At 47.2% G+C, this 18,650-nt stretch carries 16 protein-coding genes; 11 read left to right on the plus strand and 5 right to left on the minus strand.

Annotation, left to right across the window (positions count from 1 at the left end; genetic code table 11):
- Positions 1–5 precede the first annotated feature (5 nt).
- The 4 genes from OF158_RS07255 to OF158_RS07270 all read left to right on the plus strand — a co-directional run bounded on the left by OF158_RS07255 (position 6) and on the right by OF158_RS07270 (position 4,426).
- The gene (locus tag OF158_RS07255) at positions 6–1,379 is read left to right on the plus strand and encodes a putrescine aminotransferase (protein ID WP_014098493.1); all 1,374 of its coding nucleotides are present in this window, start codon (positions 6–8) and stop codon (positions 1,377–1,379) included.
- A gap of 342 nt (positions 1,380–1,721) precedes the next feature.
- Entirely contained in the window at positions 1,722–3,269 is a 1,548-nt protein-coding gene (miaB, locus tag OF158_RS07260) for a tRNA (N6-isopentenyl adenosine(37)-C2)-methylthiotransferase MiaB (RefSeq protein ID WP_026683679.1), read from the plus strand.
- Positions 3,269–3,697 (plus strand): regulatory iron-sulfur-containing complex subunit RicA, encoded by a 429-nt coding sequence (locus OF158_RS07265; protein WP_014098491.1) that lies wholly within the window; start codon positions 3,269–3,271, stop codon positions 3,695–3,697. Before miaB ends, OF158_RS07265 begins: the two co-directional genes overlap by 1 nt.
- Positions 3,698–3,886: 189 nt before the next feature.
- Complete coding sequence (locus OF158_RS07270) at positions 3,887–4,426, plus strand: outer spore coat protein CotE (RefSeq protein ID WP_014098490.1); 540 nt, start codon at positions 3,887–3,889, stop codon at positions 4,424–4,426.
- Positions 4,427–4,670: 244 nt separating this feature from the next.
- Here OF158_RS07270 and OF158_RS07275 read toward each other — a convergent pair whose 3' ends face one another.
- On the minus strand, positions 4,671–6,032 hold the full coding sequence (locus OF158_RS07275) for an IS4 family transposase (protein WP_043052472.1): 1,362 nt from the start codon (positions 6,030–6,032) through the stop codon (positions 4,671–4,673).
- 189 nt (positions 6,033–6,221) lie between these two features.
- On the opposite strand from OF158_RS07275, the gene mutS reads away from it, so the two are divergent.
- Positions 6,222–8,849 (plus strand): DNA mismatch repair protein MutS, encoded by a 2,628-nt coding sequence (gene mutS / locus OF158_RS07280; protein WP_043052501.1) that lies wholly within the window; start codon positions 6,222–6,224, stop codon positions 8,847–8,849.
- Between the two features lie 15 nt (positions 8,850–8,864).
- Positions 8,865–10,781 (plus strand): DNA mismatch repair endonuclease MutL, encoded by a 1,917-nt coding sequence (gene mutL, locus OF158_RS07285; RefSeq protein WP_014098488.1) that lies wholly within the window; start codon positions 8,865–8,867, stop codon positions 10,779–10,781.
- A gap of 272 nt (positions 10,782–11,053) precedes the next feature.
- Here the strand turns inward: mutL and OF158_RS07290 are convergent, their stop codons facing one another.
- The 4 genes from OF158_RS07290 to OF158_RS07305 all read right to left on the minus strand — a co-directional run bounded on the left by OF158_RS07290 (position 11,054) and on the right by OF158_RS07305 (position 12,816).
- Positions 11,054–11,320 carry an excalibur calcium-binding domain-containing protein gene (locus OF158_RS07290; protein ID WP_017551563.1) on the minus strand — a complete coding sequence of 89 codons (267 nt, stop codon included), beginning with the start codon at positions 11,318–11,320 and terminating at the stop codon, positions 11,054–11,056.
- Positions 11,321–11,567: 247 nt separating this feature from the next.
- Positions 11,568–11,972, minus strand: a complete 405-nt coding sequence (locus OF158_RS07295) for a hypothetical protein (protein ID WP_017551564.1) — start codon at positions 11,970–11,972, stop codon at positions 11,568–11,570.
- A 362-nt stretch (positions 11,973–12,334) separates the two neighbouring features.
- Positions 12,335–12,544: an aspartyl-phosphate phosphatase Spo0E family protein gene (locus OF158_RS07300; RefSeq protein WP_014098484.1), complete on the minus strand. Its 210-nt coding sequence runs from the start codon at positions 12,542–12,544 to the stop codon at positions 12,335–12,337.
- A gap of 89 nt (positions 12,545–12,633) precedes the next feature.
- Entirely contained in the window at positions 12,634–12,816 is a 183-nt protein-coding gene (locus OF158_RS07305) for a hypothetical protein (protein WP_014098483.1), read from the minus strand.
- Between the two features lie 259 nt (positions 12,817–13,075).
- On the opposite strand from OF158_RS07305, the gene miaA reads away from it, so the two are divergent.
- From miaA to OF158_RS07330, 5 genes are all read left to right on the plus strand, one after another.
- A complete protein-coding gene (gene miaA / locus OF158_RS07310) occupies positions 13,076–14,029 on the plus strand; it encodes a tRNA (adenosine(37)-N6)-dimethylallyltransferase MiaA (RefSeq protein ID WP_035185093.1) in 954 nt (317 codons plus the stop codon).
- Between the two features lie 174 nt (positions 14,030–14,203).
- Positions 14,204–14,434 (plus strand): RNA chaperone Hfq, encoded by a 231-nt coding sequence (hfq, locus tag OF158_RS07315; RefSeq protein ID WP_013859183.1) that lies wholly within the window; start codon positions 14,204–14,206, stop codon positions 14,432–14,434.
- 269 nt (positions 14,435–14,703) lie between these two features.
- A complete protein-coding gene (spoVK, locus tag OF158_RS07320) occupies positions 14,704–15,645 on the plus strand; it encodes a stage V sporulation protein K (protein WP_014098480.1) in 942 nt (313 codons plus the stop codon).
- A gap of 283 nt (positions 15,646–15,928) precedes the next feature.
- Entirely contained in the window at positions 15,929–17,179 is a 1,251-nt protein-coding gene (gene hflX, locus OF158_RS07325) for a GTPase HflX (protein ID WP_014098479.1), read from the plus strand.
- Between the two features lie 73 nt (positions 17,180–17,252).
- Positions 17,253–18,524, plus strand: coding sequence for a methionine gamma-lyase family protein (locus tag OF158_RS07330; RefSeq protein WP_014098478.1), 1,272 nt, complete (start codon positions 17,253–17,255; stop codon positions 18,522–18,524).
- Positions 18,525–18,650: the final 126 nt, after the last annotated feature.

Genomic DNA, 18,650 nt, shown 5'->3' on the forward strand with positions numbered 1-18,650 from the left:
CATAAATGGGGATAGATATCAAACAAGAGAAGAAAAACAGCGAAGAACAAGCGGTACTCGGTTATATTCATAAAGTGCTGAATTTAATTGAAAAACAGGAAGTCACGCAGGAAGAAGCGGAATGGATTACGAAGGAAACGGTGGACGGATTCCGCGAATATGTGAATCCGGGCTTTCTGGAATACCGGAAAACCGTGACGGAAGGCGGCCAGTTTGCGGCAGTCGAATGGTCCGACAGCGGCGCCTGTTTTAAAGATGTAAACGGCAAAGAATATATCGACTGTCTGGGCGGTTTCGGAATCTACAATGTCGGGCACCGTAATCCGAAAGTCGTAAAAGCTGTGACCGACCAGCTGAAACGCCAGGCGCTCCACAGCCAGGATTTGCTTGACCCGCTTCGGGCCATGCTTGCAAAAATATTGGCGGATATCACGCCCGGCGATTTAAAATATGCGTTTTTCACAAACAGCGGAACGGAAAGCGTGGAAGCGGCATTGAAACTCGCAAAAATGTACAGCGACCGGACAACCATCATTTCGACTACCCGTGCTTTTCATGGGAAAAGCCTCGGTTCATTGTCCGGGACGGCGAAAGGCATGTTCCGCAAACCATTCCTTCCGCTTGTTCCGGGCTTCCGCCATATCCCGTACGGCGACATTGACATGATGCGAAAAACGTTTGAAACATGCGCCCTTGTCGGAGAAGATGTTGCAGCCGTCATGCTGGAGCCGATCCAAGGGGAAGGCGGCATTATTCTCCCGCCGGAGGGCTACTTGCAACAAGTCCGTGAACTTTGCGATGCGTTTGGCGCGCTGCTCATTTTTGATGAAGTGCAGACCGGCATGGGCCGTACCGGAAAAATGTTCGCGGCGGAACTTTACGGCGTCGTCCCGGATATTCTCTGTCTCGCGAAAGCTTTTGGCGGCGGTGTGATGCCTGCCGGCGCGGTGGTCGCGAAAGAAGAAGTGTTCAAAAGCTGGTTCCCGAATCCGTTCATGCATACTACCACTTTCGGCGGAAATCCGCTTGCCTGTGCTGCGGCAATTGCAACGATCGGTGTCCTCATCGAGGAAAAGCTGCCGGAACGCGCAGCTGTTGCCGGGGATTATTTCCTGAACGGCTTAAAAGAGGCGGCAAAAGGCCACGAAGACATTGTCCAGGAAGTCCGCGGGAAAGGGTTAATGATCGGGATAGAATTCCATTCGGATGAACTCGGTTATGAAGTGGCAAAAGGCATGTTTGACGGGGGCGTGCTTGTCGCAGGCACATTGATTAATTCGAAAACTTTGCGCTTTGAACCGGCACTTACAATCAGCTATGAAGAAATCGACCAGGTTATCCGTACGTTCAAACACGTTTTATCGCAAGTGAAGGCATAAAATGTAAAACGGAAGAGAAACGCAAAAAGCCTCTGCCTGAAACAGGAAGGGGCTTTTTGCGCCGGGCACGAAGGTAACGGCTTCTTTTTTCCCGGTAAAGCGCACAGCCCGGTGTTTTGCCAATGTGACACCGGCACAAACCGCGAATGAATCCGCGTTAAATGGTTAAACAAACGGCTTTTGAAGTCCGGATGTTCCGGGAATCGTGAAAAACTTGACACATACCGGGAACGGGGGTTTGTTGTAATAGGAGAAAAAACCATTTATACTGGTTATACGCATGATTTTTATATGGTTGCCGCAAATTGAGCGCGGCATGGTGCAAACAGAAAGGGGATTGCCATGAACGAGAAACAACGTTTGGAACAGCAGCAAGTGAACCCTGTAGAGCCTGCGGACAAAAAATCCGAAAAGGACTACAGCAAATATTTCCAATCGGTTTATATTCCGCCGAATTTAAAAGAAGCAAGAAAACGGAGCCGGAAACCAGTCCAGTATTTTAAAGACTTCGAAATCGATGAAGACTTAAAAGGCATGGGCGACGGATTGAAATTTTACATCCGGACTTACGGCTGCCAAATGAACGAACATGACACGGAAGTGATGGCCGGCATTTTTATGCAGCTTGGTTACACACCGACCGAAACGGTGGAAGATGCGGATGTGGTTCTGCTAAATACATGCGCCATCCGTGAAAATGCCGAAAATAAAGTGTTTGGCGAAATCGGCCACCTGAAACCGTTGAAAACGGAAAAACCGGACATGCTGATCGGGGTTTGCGGCTGTATGTCGCAGGAAGAATCCGTCGTCAATAAAATTTTGCAAAAACACCCGCATGTCGATATGGTTTTCGGCACCCACAACATTCACCGCCTGCCGCACATTTTAAAAGAAGCGTATATGTCCAAGGCAATGGTTGTGGAAGTATGGTCCAAAGAAGGCGACGTGATCGAAAGCCTGCCGAAAGTGCGCAAAGGCAACATCAAGGCATGGGTAAACATCATGTACGGATGCGATAAGTTCTGCACGTATTGTATCGTGCCGTATACGCGCGGAAAAGAGCGGTCAAGGCGTCCGGAAGACATCATCCAGGAAGTGCGTGAACTGGCAGCCAAAGGCTACAAGGAAATCACGCTGCTCGGCCAGAACGTCAATGCCTACGGAAAAGATTTTGATGACCTTGAATACGGACTTGGCGATTTGATGGATGATCTGCGCAAAATCAACATCCCGCGCATCCGCTTTACCACGAGCCATCCGCGCGATTTCGACGACCGTCTGATCGAAGTGCTGGCGAAAAAAGGAAACCTTGTCGAGCATATCCATCTTCCTGTCCAGTCTGGTTCAAGCGAAATTTTAAAAATTATGGGCCGCAAATATACGCGGGAACAATATTTGGAACTCGTCAGAAAAATCAAAGCCGCGATTCCGAATGTGGCGCTGTCTACCGATATTATTGTCGGTTTCCCAAACGAAACCGAAGAGCAGTTTGAAGAAACCTTGTCCCTGTATAAAGAAGTCGGGTTCGAAACGGCCTATACGTTTATTTATTCCCCGCGCGAAGGCACGCCGGCAGCCAGAATGAAAGATAATATCCCGATGGAAGTGAAAAAGGAAAGGCTGCAGCGCCTGAATGAACTCGTCAATGCCTATTCAAAAGCGGCCATGGAAAAATACGAAGGCCAGGTTGTGGAAGTGCTTGTAGAAGGCGAAAGCAAAAACAATCCGGAAATTTTAGCCGGTTACACACGCAAAAACAAACTCGTCAACTTCAAGGGGCCGAAATCAGCAATTGGAAAACTTGTGCAGGTAAAAATTACGAAGGCGAAAACATGGTCACTGGACGGGGAAATGGTGGCCGTGCCTGATCCGGCCGGGGTGGAAGCGTGATGCAGAAGTTTACAAAAGATGATATCGTCGCAAAAGCTGCCGAACTTGCGAAAATGATTGCGGAAACGGAAGAGGTCGATTTTTTTAAGCGGGCGGAAGCGCAAATCAATGAAAATGAGAGAGTCCGCAATTTAATTGCCAATATTAAAGCTTTGCAAAAGCAGGCTGTCAACTTGCAGCATTATGGAAAAAAAGAAGCATTAAAACAAGTAGAAGCCAAAATAGATAAACTGGAGGAAGAACTGGACGGCATCCCGGTCGTTCAGGAATTCAAGCAGTCACAGGTGGACGTAAACGACCTGCTCCAGATTGTCACAAATACCATTTCCAATACGGTCACGGATGAAATCATCAAATCGACCGGCGGCGATCTTTTAAAAGGCCAAACCGGATCCCAGGTGAAATATTCTTCCGGCACCCTCCACTGAAAAAAACGGTGTGCATCTGTGCACACCGTTTTTTTGGTGCGCAGCACAAGGCAAATCCATTGTACGGGCACCCTCCTATTGTCGCGGCATATGTTAGGATTACCCGGAGGTGGCGAGAAAAAGAATTGGCACACCGGCCTGGGTAAAAGCATAGGATGAATTGAAAATAGATGAGGAGGGTTCGCTCGAATGGCAGAATATAGAGAAATCATTACAAAAGCAGTCGTTGCGAAAGGGCGCAAATTTACGCAGTCCAATCATACGATTTGCCCGCCGCAGCATCCTTCGAGCATTTTAGGCTGCTGGATTATCAACCATAAGTACGAAGCCAGGAAAATAGATAAAGAAGTTAAAATCCGCGGCTCTTATGATGTGAACATCTGGTATTCCCATAATGACAATACGAAGACATCGGTCATGACGGAAAAAGTCGAGTATACCGATACCGTTAAATTGCATTACAGGGATCCGGATTGCCTGGACGACAAAGAAGTCATCGCAAGCGTCCTGCAGCAGCCGAATTGCATTGAAGCGGTCATTTCGCCAAACGGCAATAAAATCATTGTCAGTGTTGAAAGAGAGTTTCTCGTGGAAGTCATCGGAGAAACAAAGGTTTGTGTTGCCATCTCGCCTGAAGGATGCAGCGATGACGATGAATGGGAAGAAGAAAGCAGCGACGAGTTTGAAGAATTAAACCCTGACTTTTTAGTGGGAAGTGAAGAAGAATAGAAGCCACAAACTAGGAGACATGCACTCCTAGTTTTTTTCTGGGCATCCGGCGGTAAAAGCGCGGCCATTTGCCCCACCAAAACGCATGCTTAGAATGCACGCGAAATCCTGTAATGGGTTTTGACACAGGCAGAAAAAACCTGGCATCCCTGGAGGAGACATTGAAAATCAACAGACAAGGCCCGGCTTTGTAAAATGATCCGTATTTCAATTTATGAAGGCCTTCATGCAAATATGTTATAACTCAACTTTCGCAGACTGAAACAGGTAGGTATACCTTGATATAATTCGGCAGACCCGCAATCCATTGTTGTAGTTGACTTTTGATCAGTTGTTGAATTTTCTTATTACTTTTATCCAGAGTATCTTCAAGAATCTCGACTAACTGCTGCAATGCAACAGCCCAATCAAGGTCATCTATTTCATCACATAATTCATAAAACATGCCACCTAATGTTCTGTCATCTACACTGCAACGGTTTTGCCATGACAAGACAATATACCTTGCAAACACAATGGTCGTGTGGCTGATAAGCGCGTCATATGAACGACTCTGGAATTCCTTTTGTAGTTTTAATAGGGACTTTGTTGTTTTGAAGAAAACCTCAATATCCCAACGCATCCCGTAAATACGGATGATTTCCTGGTCACTCAGTGTACAGTCTGTACTCAAAATCGCCAACCAGTCGCTTTTCTTGTTGCGGTTGCGAACAAAGACAACTTTAATTGGCACGCCATTGGCCTGCGTTGTATGGATGGAACGCAAGATTCCTTTCTTTCCACTAGTCGGTTTAGCTAGACGATACAATTCATCTAGGCTAACACGCTTACCATCGACAAAATAGCGTTGTTTTAATTTTTTGACCATACCAATTACGTCAAGACCTTGTTCTGTAATCTCCTTGATGAGAGGTTGTTGGGTGAACCACGAATCCATTAGAACATAGGAAGCATCGATACCAGAATTCATCGCCCGGGCAATCATGCCAGGAATCTGTTCTGGTGCCGTTTGTAATGCTTCTTTTCGGCGCTTATAACCGGAGCTGCGTTTATCGATATTTTCGGATATGCCGTTGATCTGGCTCTTTTTCGAACTCAATAATGAGAAGTCAACGGGTAGGAATGTTGCGCCATCAGACCATCCTAATGTCAACATGCGGAATCCTTTGTAAAAACGCATTTTTTGAGATGCATGATCAAAGCAGCGAGCCAGAAGCTCAACGTGTTTGCTTCGGTTCCGGTCATAAGATGAATCATCTAAAATCAATACTTTCGGACGGTCATGACGTGTCAATTTCGAAACTTTTCCAATCACTGAGGCAACCAGTGAAAGGAGGAAACGACGCCAGTTGAACGTTGATTGGTTGAGAAACCGATAAACGGTATCTTTGGCTGGAATGTCTGTAGCTTTCTTACTTTCCAACATCCTGAACCAGTTTTTGTTTTCAAAGATCATACAAAAAATCAATTGAAAAATGTAGGCACAAGAAAAACCAAAGGACTTCGTAATACCGGCGATTCGCAAGTGTTTCAACATATTCAACTCTTTAAATGTTGATTTTATTTCATTTGGTAGTTGATTATTCAGGCTGTTTTTCGCTATCATAGTAGGAGACACCTCTTCTATTTGGTAGTGATTTTCGATAAATCAACTATACCAAAAGTAGAGGTGTTTTTTCATATATTAATTTTACTGTCAAGTGCTGTATCTGAGACGTAATAGACATTAGCCAGCACTGAATTTATTATGATTTTCTAGGTGCGAAAGTTGAGTTATAATAAACAGGATTGAAGAATGATTGAAAAGCAGGAAAGGAATTTGGTAAGAATGGCTGCGTATACCCCAATGATCCAGCAATATTTGCAAGTGAAGGCGGAATATCAGGATGCCTTTTTATTTTTCCGTCTCGGCGATTTTTATGAAATGTTCTTCGAAGATGCCATTAAAGCGTCCCAGGAACTGGAAATTACATTAACGAGCAGGGACGGCGGCGGCGACGAGAAAATCCCGATGTGCGGGGTACCGTACCATTCCGCCAGCACTTATATTGAACAGCTGATTGATAAAGGCTATAAAGTGGCGATATGTGAACAGATGGAAGACCCGAAACTGGCAAAGGGTGTTGTCAAGCGGGAAGTCATCCAGCTGATTACCCCTGGCACCTTGATGGAGGGCAAATCGCTCGCGGAAAAAGAAAACCACTATATTGCGTCTGTTGCATCCCCGGCGGACGGGAATTTCGCGATTGCCTATATAGATTTGTCAACAGGGGAGGGCAGGGCTTGTCTTTTGGAAGGCCCGTTTGAAGAAGTACTGAACGAACTGGCGTCGATCGGCGCAAAAGAAGCTGTGGTAGATCCGGAATTTCCGGATGAATACGCGCGGCTAATGAAAAATACAGGAAATATCACCATTTCGTTTGAAACGGATACGGCTGTAAAGGAAGGCTTTGAAAGGCTTCTGCCCCAGTTGGAACCGGAGCTTTTGCGGCTGGCTGCAGCAAGACTGTTAAACTATTTATTCCGCACGCAGAAAAGGAGCCTCGATCATCTGCAGCCGGTTGAAATGTATGAAGTCCGCCGGTTTTTAAATATTGATTATTACTCCAAGCGTAATCTCGAACTGACTGAGACGATCCGCGGGCAAGGCAAAAAAGGATCGCTTTTATGGCTGCTCGATGAAACGATGACAGCCATGGGCGGCAGGCTTTTAAAACAGTGGATCGGCCGGCCGCTGCTTAAGCAGGAAAAAATAGAAGCACGGCTTCAAATGGTGGAAACCTTTTTAAACCATTACTTTGAGCGGGAGGATATCCGCGAGCGCCTGAAGGAAGTATACGACCTGGAAAGGCTTGCCGGCCGGGTGGCATTTGGCAATGTGAATGCACGTGACCTCATCCAGCTGAAATGCTCGCTACAGCAAATTCCGGGTATCCGGGCGGTCATGGAAAGCTTGGAAAGCCCGGAAAGCAAAAAATTGGCGGCGCTTCTTGACCCGTGTGAAGAACTGACAGATTTGCTCGAACGCGCGATTGAGGACAATCCCCCGGTTTCCGTGAAGGAAGGCGGGATGATCCGCGACGGCTATAACGAAGAGCTGGACCGCTACCGCGACGCGAGCAAAAACGGCAAGCAGTGGATTGCAAGCCTCGAACGCGACGAGCGCGAGCGGACCGGAATCAAGTCGCTGAAAGTCGGATACAACCGCGTGTTCGGCTACTATATTGAAGTGACGAAGGCGAACCTCCACCTGCTCGAAGAAGGCCGCTATGAACGGAAACAGACGTTGGCGAACGCCGAGCGGTTCATCACACCGGAATTGAAAGAAAAAGAAGCGCTTATTTTACAGGCGGAAGAAAGAATGATCGATCTGGAATACGAGCTGTTTACGGAAATCCGGGCACATGTAAAAGAATTTATTCCCAGGCTGCAGCGCCTCGCAAAAGCGGTCAGCACGATTGATGTGCTGCAAAGCTTTGCCGTCGTAAGCGAAAAACGCCACTACACAAAGCCGGTATTCCGGGAAGACGGCGTGCTGAAGATTACGGAAGGGCGCCATCCGGTCGTGGAAAAAGTACTCGATTCGCAAAGCTATGTGCCAAACGACTGCCTGATGGATGAAAACCGAGAGATTCTGCTGATTACCGGGCCGAACATGTCCGGGAAAAGCACGTATATGCGGCAAATTGCGCTGACGGTAATCCTTGCGCAAATCGGCTGCTTTGTGCCGGCACGCGAGGCGGAGCTGCCGGTTTTTGACAGGATTTTTACACGGATTGGCGCAGCCGATGATCTCATTTCTGGCCAGAGTACGTTCATGGTCGAAATGCTTGAAGCGAAAAACGCGATTGCAAACGCAACGGAACGAAGCCTGATTTTATTTGATGAAATCGGGCGCGGAACGTCTACATATGACGGGATGGCACTCGCCCAGGCGATGATCGAATACATCCATGATGAAATCGGGGCCAAAACGCTTTTTTCCACCCATTATCATGAGCTGACGGCGCTTTCTGCGGAACTGGGCAAGCTGCAAAACGTCCATGTCAGCGCCATGGAGCAAAACGGCAAAGTGGTTTTCCTCCATAAAATCAAAGAAGGCCCTGCAGATAAAAGTTACGGGATCCATGTGGCAAAGCTGGCCGGCCTGCCGGAACAAGTGATTCGCCGCGCCGAAAAAATTCTCCATGCGCTTGAAAACCAGGATAACGGCGAAACGCAGATGAACCCCCCGGAGGCGGCTGCTGCCACAGAGCCCGCGCAACTGTCCTTTTTTGAAGAGCCGGAAACGCCGCGTCAGAAAACGGTTGAAGCAAAGGAAAGAAAGGTGCTCAAGCAAATTAGGGAACTCGATTTGCTCGAGATGACGCCGCTTGCGGCCATGAATGCACTCTATGAGATTCAGAAAAAATTAAAAAAATAGGTGGTGTTGTCCGCGATGGGAAAAATTGCACAACTGGACGAGTTGCTTTCTAACAGGATTGCAGCCGGTGAAGTGGTCGAACGGCCGGCATCTGTCGTGAAGGAACTGGCTGAAAATGCCATCGACGCGGAAAGCACAGTTATCGAAATTGATGTCTGGGAAGCCGGTATGGAAAAAATCCGTATGATTGATAATGGAACCGGCATCGAGCCTGACGATGTTGAGCTTGCTTTCTCACGCCACGCCACAAGCAAAATCAAAAACGAACATGATCTGTTCCGGATTCGTTCGCTCGGTTTTCGCGGCGAAGCGCTCCCGAGCATTGCTGCTGTTTCCCGTGTTGAAATCGTCACCTCAACCGGAAACGGGCCCGGGACAAAAGCGGTCATTGAAGGCGGGAAATGGGTGGCCCGCGAACAGGCGCCGAGCCGGAGAGGAACGGAAATTACGGTCACCGATTTATTTTTTAACACGCCTGCGCGGTTAAAGTATATGAAGTCGATCCATACCGAGCTCGGCAATATTACCGATGTGGTGAACCGCCTCGCGCTCAGCCACCCCGAGGTGTCTTTCCGCCTCCGCCACGGCGGAAAGATGCTGCTTCAGACAAGCGGGAACGGCGATGTGCGTCAGGTGCTTGCCGCCATTTACGGCGTGAACATTGCCAAAAAAATGATTCCGGTACAAAGTCAAACACTTGATTTTGAAATCAACGGGTTTATCGCTTTGCCGGAAATTACGCGGGCTTCACGCAATTATATTTCCACGATGGTAAACGGCCGGTTTATCAAAAATTATGCGCTTGTAAAGGCCATATTAGAAGGTTATCATACACTGCTCCCGATCGGCCGCTACCCGATTGTGTTGATGTCGCTAAAAATGGATCCGGTTTTAGTCGATGCGAATGTTCACCCGGCCAAGCTTGAAGTGCGGTTCAGCAAAGAAAAGGAGCTGTGCCGGGCGATTACGGGCGCGATTAAAGCTGCTTTCAAAAAGCAGGAATTGATTCCGTCCGGCATGGTGCGGCAAGCAGAAAAACCAAAACAGGAACAGGTGTCGTTCCAGCTTGACCATTTGCCGGGAAAAACGGAACCGGAAACTCCGAAAGCTTTCTCCGCGCCTGTTGCGCCGCACCCATCGCCCCGGCCGGAGGAAACGGAAATGGGGCAGCACGATAAAAGCCCGGATGCAGAACCCCATCTCAGCGTGGAACAGCCGGCCGCAGATTTCCCGGCATTTTCAGGGGAAAATCTGGATTCTGTTTTTCCAGATGAAATCCATGAACCGGCGCGCGATGGATTTGATGTTGAAGAGGCAAGAGGGCAGGACGCGGCACAGCAGCCGGCATCCCGCATCCCGCCGATGTATCCGATCGGCCAGATGCACGGCACGTATATTTTTGCCCAAAATGAAAACGGCTTGTATATCATTGATCAGCACGCCGCCCAGGAGCGGGTCAAGTATGAATTTTTCCGCGAAAAAGTCGGCGAAGTGAAAAAAGAAGTGCAGGAAATGCTTGTGCCGCTGACTTTAGAATACGCAACGGACGAAGCCATTAAAATTCAGGAGAACCTCGATGCGCTGAAAGAGGTCGGCGTTTTCCTTGAACCATTCGGGCACAACAGCTTCATTGTCCGTTCCCATCCGACATGGTTTCCGAAAAATGAGGAAAAAGAGGTCATTGAGGAAATGATCGAGCATGTCCTTTCTATAAAAAAAGTCGATATTAAAAAATTGCGTGAAAAAGCGGCGATTATGATGAGCTGCAGAGGGTCCATCAAGGCGAACCGGCATTTGCGCAATGACGAAATCCAGGCACTGCTCGATGCGCTCCGAATGGCATCCGACCCGTTTACATGCCCGCACGGCCGTCCAATCATCATCCATTATTCGGTGTACGAACTCGAAAAAATGTTTAAACGGGTCATGTAACTCCCGGATCGCGAAACCCCTTGATGATCAAGGGGTTTCAATCTTTTTAACGGGTGTTTGACCACAATTTGACCACATTTCAAACATGTTTGAGATCGTTGTATTGTTCAACCTTTTACTAGCGTATCGATACCATCTTCCACTAAAGGCCCATCAGCCCGTTAACGATAAGTGCTTTGGGTGAAATATGGGAGTTGGTACAGTTTTTGTTCTGGTTCTTTTTGGTTTTTGTCATTCATTGTGATTCTAAGAAAAAGCCTAGGGGGCCTTTACTATCTTTCACAAGCGATATTATCATGGTCCCTGTCTTTTTCTTTATTGTTGTCATACAAGGCTTTTGAAACGTATGGCTTATAATGCGTTTTTCCACCTTTGTTTTTTGCGCTTTTACTTCTTGCAACACCGCCTTTGTAATCTTTATTCAAGGCTTTACAGTTGGCATAAATCTTTGTTTTTGCCGCATCAACATCATGAGAAGTAGCAAATGATACCCCGAAAATTAGGCCGGAAGCCACTGCAACTGAAATGATTTTTCTCACTATAATTCTCCTCCAAGTTCACTTAAATGATTTTATATAGTCACAAATGAAAAGGATGTTATAACTTCCATATATACCTAATTCTTGTAGTGGACGGAACAACTTCGGTATGAGCAATTGGACACCATCGTGTTAAAGAATATAGAATACATATCTATCAAGTAGACTGAGGTTTCGATGCATTCATCCGATTTTCATCTGCAAATGACTTTACAGACGGGCAATTTCCTTGACCTATCCGATTTGGTCATTGATTTTTACTTTGCTTCATCATATTAATTTCGAGTTCTGCGTCTGCAACTTTTCTATTTACAAAAATGACACCATTCCGAAGATCTTTGATTTCCTCTTTGACGCCTGCAATCTCACCGTGGAGATGGTGGACATCCATTGATAGGGCATCAATTTTTGTTGCAGTTGTTTCTTCTGAACGGTCGCGTATGGCTCTGACAATTTGTCCCAGTTCTTTTTGGCCTGATCCCATAACTTCCAATCTTTGTTTCATTTCTTTTTGACCCGATTCTAGGACTTCAAACTTATTGTTCAGCTCTTTTTGGCCGGATTCTAAGGCTTCAAACTTTTGGTTCAGCTCTTTTTGACCCGATTCCAGTGAGCTTAGCTTCTTAAGGATAAGTTCCAGCTTCTGATCCATTATCAATCTCCTTTCAAATGGTTTTGATGAGCTTCTTCTTCGGGGTGAATTTCTATCACCATCCATTATATATTGCATTTTTAATCCAATCCATAGGAATTCATCTCTGTCCTGAAAATATGCGCCGGCTGATTCTCATCTTCCGCTGGCATTCAATACGGCATCGGCATCTTATTTGTTTTGCAAGGCGCAGATTGCTTTCAATCACGGGCCGTACAAGTCCTTTTGTTTCCTCGTCGATTGCAAGCGCCACGCCGGAGGCCACTTTTCCAGGATGCAACGGCTGACGGGCCACCATCACGACGACGTGCAGAAAAGCAGCGACTGGTCTTTGTTTTAAGGTATTGGGCGGATGGAAGGAATTAATCATGGAAAGAGCCGTCTTTGCTTTGTGCGAGCATTACCAGCTGGTATTCATAAATCAGTTTGTCCAATAATTGGCTTTGGCGGATTGTTTCCGGGTGGTTCATGCCGTTTTGTTTGGCACACTGCATCAATTGTTCGCGGAGGATGAAAATATTGCGGGACAGATGGGCAGAGGCAAGTATGAGATACTGATTCGTTTTTTCCATGCAAACATCCCTTTCGGAGAAAAATAAGAAGATTAGAAAAACAGTTTTGAAGAAAAGGCAGCATGAGCGTGTTTTGGAGGCGGTTGTGCTTAAGATGGTTTTTTTGCGGAGCTGGCAGGCATATCGTTTGAATCAGGGTCAATGGCATGCCTGAGCAAAACGATATCTTCATATATGCTTTTTTTCACAGCCTCATACGGGCATTTGTGGTATTCATCTAAAAGCCGCCCTAATTCAATGATGAAAATGATGCGTTCGTCATTTTTAACCATACGAAAAAACCTGCCTTACATAGATCATAATGATTATCCTTATTATATAGTATAAATGGACCGGATGTGAAGCAGGACTTTAGCCCTATACACACTTTTTTAAATATTTTTTCGTAAGTGAATTTTCAAGGATGAATAAAATCCCGAAAAAAGGGAAACTGTATAGATGTTCTGTTTGCTGTTTTATGGTACGATAGAGACGGAAAAATCCGGGGATTTAAAGAATGCTGCAATCTCCGGCATAAAAGGTAGGGTACGAATGGCAAAACAAAAACTGATCGTACTGATCGGCCCGACAGCATCAGGAAAAACGGCACTTAGCATCCGCCTCGCGAAAAAATTCAATGCTGAAATCATCAGCGGCGATTCGATGCAAGTATACAGAGGCATGGATATCGGCACAGCAAAAATTACGCAGGCTGAAATGGAAGGGATTCCCCATCACCTGATCGACATTAAAAATCCGGATGAGTCTTTTTCGGTTGCTGAATTCCAGCAACTGGTACGGGAAAAAATAAGCGATATTGCTTCCCGCGGCAAGTTGCCCATGATCGTCGGCGGCACAGGGCTTTACATACAATCTGTCTTATACGATTACCGTTTTTCGGACATTGCCGGAGATCCGGCATACCGCGCGGAACTTGAAAAGATTGCAAGGCGGGAAGGGCCCGGCCTGCTTTATAAATTACTGGAAAAAACCGATCCGGAAAGTGCCGCAAAGATTCATCCACATAATGTCAGAAGGGTGATCCGGGCGTTGGAAGTAGGCCATTTTTCCGGTAGGACGATGCAAGACTACAAGAAACAGCAACAGGATGAACCGCTTTATTGTGCGGCGCTCATTGGGCTTGTGATGGAGAGGGAGAAGCTGTATCAACGCATTAACGAACGGGTCGATCAAATGATGGAACGCGGTTTAATCGAGGAAGTGAGAAAGTTGTATGACAAAAATTTGCGCGGTGTCCAGTCCATCCAGGCGATCGGCTACAAAGAGCTTTACGATTACTTTGACGGGCGCATGACCCTTGACGAGGCTGTTTCCCGCTTAAAACAAAATACAAGGCGTTTTGCCAAAAGACAGCTTACCTGGTTCCGCAATAAGATGGAAATTGAGTGGTTTGACATGACAAAAGAGGAAGAAAAGGAAAAAAAATTTGAAGAAATTTCCGCTTTCATAGCAGGAAAGCTACAATTAAAATCGAATAGTTTATAATATAGAGTATAGCCAGGAACACGCGTGACTTCAGTCATGAGATGCTCCGGGCACCGAACCGCAGAAACTGCGGGGGCTGCCTGCTAAAATCACCGGAGATCCACCGGCGTTTGCAGGAATCTCGCGGCTTTAGTCATGAGCAGGTTAAAATAGAGAGAAAGAGGAGGATTCGCAATGAACAAAGCCATCAATATTCAGGACCAGTACTTAAACCAATTGCGGAAAGACGGTACGGTTGTCACAGTCTTTTTGATGAACGGCTTTCAGCTTCGCGGCCAGGTAAAAGGCTTTGATAACTTCACCGTGCTGATTGAAACAGACGGCAAACAGCAACTCGTTTTCAAACATGCGATTTCAACGTTCCAGCCGCAAAAAAATGTTCAAATCAATTTCGAGGAAAATTAAAACAAAATGTCCGGCAGCTTGCCGGGCATTTTAAATATGTGTACTGTTATCCGCTTCTGAAACATAAACTGATACAGATCATTATTTCTCGGGAAAGCGCAAAAACCGACAATTTCCCCCGCCATTTTGGATGGTGCTGATTTTCGACCGGTGCGGATTTGAAAAACAACCGGTTTTCTTATGCCGGACAACAAGTTTTTGTACGTGGGCATTTGTCACACTCCCGGCCCAATCCGCGTATATTGTCTGTAGAATGCGAGGTGGCGGTGATGGATCAACCGATTCGTATGAAAAATAACGGCCAGATCAATATTGTCCTCCATGCGGGCCAAAGGGAGGCCGTTATTCCCCAGCCGAAAATAGAAACCGGCAAAAAAGATTTATCAGCAGAACATGAAATTTTAAAAGAAATTGAAGATGAACTTGGCACGCTCGTCGGAATGGAAGAAATCAAAAAAATGGTTAAAGAAGTTTATGCCTGGATCTATATTAACAAGAAAAGGGAAGCCGCCGGGTTAAAAACGGGAAAGCAGGCCCTTCATATGATGTTTAAAGGCAATCCCGGAACCGGCAAAACAACTGTCGCCCGATTGATCGGGAAATTGTTCCATAAAATGAATGTATTGTCAAAAGGCCACTTGATTGAGGCGGAAAGGGCCGATCTGGTTGGCGAATACATCGGCCATACGGCGCAAAAGACAAGAGATTTGATTAAAAAAGCGATCGGCGGCATTTTATTTATTGATGAAGCGTACTCTCTCGGCCGCGGCGGCGAGAAAGATTTCGGGAAAGAAGCAATCGATACGCTTGTAAAGCATATGGAAGACAAACAGCACGAATTTATTTTAATTTTGGCCGGCTATTCAAACGAAATGGATTATTTCCTGAGCCTGAATCCGGGACTGTATTCCCGGTTTCCGATCGTGTTCAACTTTCCTGATTACTCGGTAGAGGAACTCATGGATATCGGGAAAAGGATGCTGACGGAAAAAGAGTATACGCTCAGTTTGGATGCAGAACGGAAGCTTCGCGATCATCTGGCTTTTGTCAAAACAACGAGCACCCCTGCCAGTTTTTCAAACGGCCGGTATGTGCGGAATGTAATTGAAAAGTCAGTGCGCGCCCAGGCCATGCGGCTGTTAATGCAGGCTTGCTATGACCGCCATGAGCTGGTCACGCTGCGCAGCAGTGACCTTGTTTTTCCGGACTGACGCCTGCATCCTATGCAGTTTGCAGCAGGCGCTTATTTTCCGTAGGGAAGCTTAAATCGGCTTTTTCGGCCAGATGTTTCGCACGGAAAATAAGCAGCCCGGGAAGACATTTTTAAGAAAGGTAAGCCCGGGCATAACAGCGCCCGGGCTTTTTTAATGGGGGCGGTAAAAAAGCGATATCGCATGAAGCCATGCCCTGTTTCCCAAAAAAAGCGCCTCGACATGTTATACTTGGGCGTTTTTTGGTAAGATAACAGGTATACTGGACGGAACAGGTGATGAAATGGAAAATAAAAAAGAAAGAGCAATTCTTGTCGGATGCGAATGGAGCGGCATCAGCCACAGCCGTTTTGCCTATTCAATGGAGGAGCTGAAGCGGCTTGTCGAAACGGCGCAGGGGGAAGCGGTGCTTGAAGTCGTACAAAAACGGGACAGGGTAGATGCTGCTACGTATATCGGAAAAGGCAAGGTAGCGGAACTAAGGGCGCTTGTTTCAGAACTGCAAGCTGATCTGATTGTTTTTAACGCGGAACTTTCGCCGAGCCAGCTCCGCAATCTCCAGGCCGCGGTGGATTGCCGCGTGCTGGACAGGACACAGCTCATCCTTGATATTTTTGCGACGCGTGCCCGCTCAAAAGAAGGGAAGCTCCAGGTGGAACTGGCGCAACTTGAGTATTTGCTGCCGCGTCTTGGCGGGCGCGGGACGGAGCTGTCGCGGCTCGGGGGCGGAATCGGCACGAGGGGGCCGGGGGAAACCCAGCTTGAAACGGACCGCCGCCATATCCGCCGCCGCATTTCTGAAATCAAGGCGCAGCTTGAAACGGTTGTCCACCACCGGGAGCGGTACCGCGAAAGGCGGAAAAAGAACCATGTGTTTCAAATTGCGCTTGTCGGCTATACCAATGCCGGAAAATCGACATTGTTTAACCGCCTGTCTGCCGCAAATTCTTATGAAGAAAACCAGCTGTTTGCCACGCTTGATCCGATGACAAGAAAAGTTGTGTTGCCAAGCGGTTATACGGCTTTGTTGACGGATACGGTCGGATTTATCCAGGACTTGCCGACGACACTGATTGCGGCGTTCCGCTCGACCTTAGAAGAAGTGCGGGAAGCCGATTTGCTTTTGCATGTCATTGACAGTTCCAACCCGGATTATGACAACCATCAAAAAACGGTGCAGCGCCTGCTTTCCGAACTGGAAATGAACCATCTACCGCAGCTTGCCGTTTACAATAAAATGGATATAAAAGACAGCCATTTCGTGCCCAATGCACAAAACAGCATCATGATCAGCGCGAAAGACGAAAAAGACATCCACCGGCTGCTGTTGGAAATTGAAAAACAAGTGTTGGCCGAAATGGTGCCGTATCGCGCGCTTGTCCCGCAAACAGAAGGAAAGCTGCTTTCAGTTTTAAAAAGTGATACCATTTTAAGAGAACTAATTTTTAAAGAAGAAAATGAGGCATACCAGTGCAAGGGATATGCGCTTCCAGGCCATCCGGTTCTGGGCGCGATACAACAATATGCTGAATAAAAACCTTGCGCGCGGGTGCATGCAGCGGGTTGCCTTGCATGCACCCCATATTTTGAACGGAAAGGTGTAGAAGATGTACCAGTATTTGACTCATGGTGCCAAACTCAGGCAAATGGCAGAAGAGGCCGAGCGTCAAATTCGCCCGGTCCACAGCGCAATAGAAAAACGGGCGGAAGCGAACCAGTTCCGCGTTTTGCAAAGTTTTCAAAAGTATAAAGTGAGCGAGTCGCATTTTTATCCGTCGACCGGATACGGCTATGATGACGCCGGCAGGGAAACACTTGAGAACATATATGCCGATGTTTTCGGCGCGGAAGCCGGGCTCGTCCGCCCGCAAATCATTTCCGGGACACATGCGATTACGATTGCGCTTTTCGGCGTCCTCCGCCCGGGGGATGAATTGCTATACATAACCGGAAAGCCGTACGATACGCTTGATGAAATTACAGGGGTGCACGGTAGTGGCAACGGTTCGCTGCAGGAGTTTAACATAACCTATAATTATGTAAACTTGAAGGAAGACGGCACGGTCGATTTTGAAGCGGTAAGAAAAGCGATCCATCCCCATACAAAAATGGTTGCGATCCAGCGCTCAAAAGGATATGCGTCAAGACCTTCGTTTACAGTGGATGAGATCGGGGAAATGATCCGCTTTGTAAAAGAAATCAAGCCGGATGCAGTTGTGTTTGTCGACAACTGCTACGGCGAATTTGTAGAGGAGAAGGAGCCATGCCATGTTGGCGCGGATTTAATGGCCGGTTCGCTTATCAAAAATCCGGGCGGCGGGCTTGCGAAAACGGGCGGCTATATTGTCGGGAAGAAAAAATGGGTGGAAAGCTGCGCTTACAGGATGACATCTCCCGGAATTGGCGCGGAAGCAGGAGCATCGCTTTACAGCCTTCTTGAGATGTACCAGGGCTTCTTTCTGGCGCCGCATGTGGTGGCAGAGGCATTAAAAGGTGCGGTGTTTACATCGGCAATCTTGGAAAAATCCGGGATGAATACGTATCCGAAATGGGATGCGCCGAGGACGGACCTCATCCAGTCCGTTGAATTTGGCGACCCGGACAGCATGGTCGCCTTTTGCCAGGCGATTCAGTTTGCTTCACCGGTGAATTCTTATGTGACGCCATATCCGAGTGATATGCCCGGTTATGCGGACGATGTCATCATGGCAGCTGGCACGTTTATCCAGGGGGCAAGCATCGAGCTTTCCGCCGACGGCCCGCTCCGCCCGCCATACACCGCCTATGTTCAGGGCGGCCTTACGTATGCGCATGTCAAAATGGCCGTCCTGCTCGCGCTCGACCGGTTGATGGAAGAAAATCTTGTAGATCCCAGTTGAATTTTTCCCTGCTTTGATCTACGGTCGGCTGGATTTCAACCGGGCACAATGGTTCGCCCGTTTAGAACCGCCTTTTTTCAATGCGGCCAGTTGCTGGTTGTGTTATAATAACAGGATGATATTTGA

The sequence above is a fragment of the Weizmannia sp. WK01 genome, assembly GCF_025905465.1.
GTDB lineage: Bacteria > Bacillota > Bacilli > Bacillales > Bacillaceae_C > Weizmannia > Weizmannia faecalis.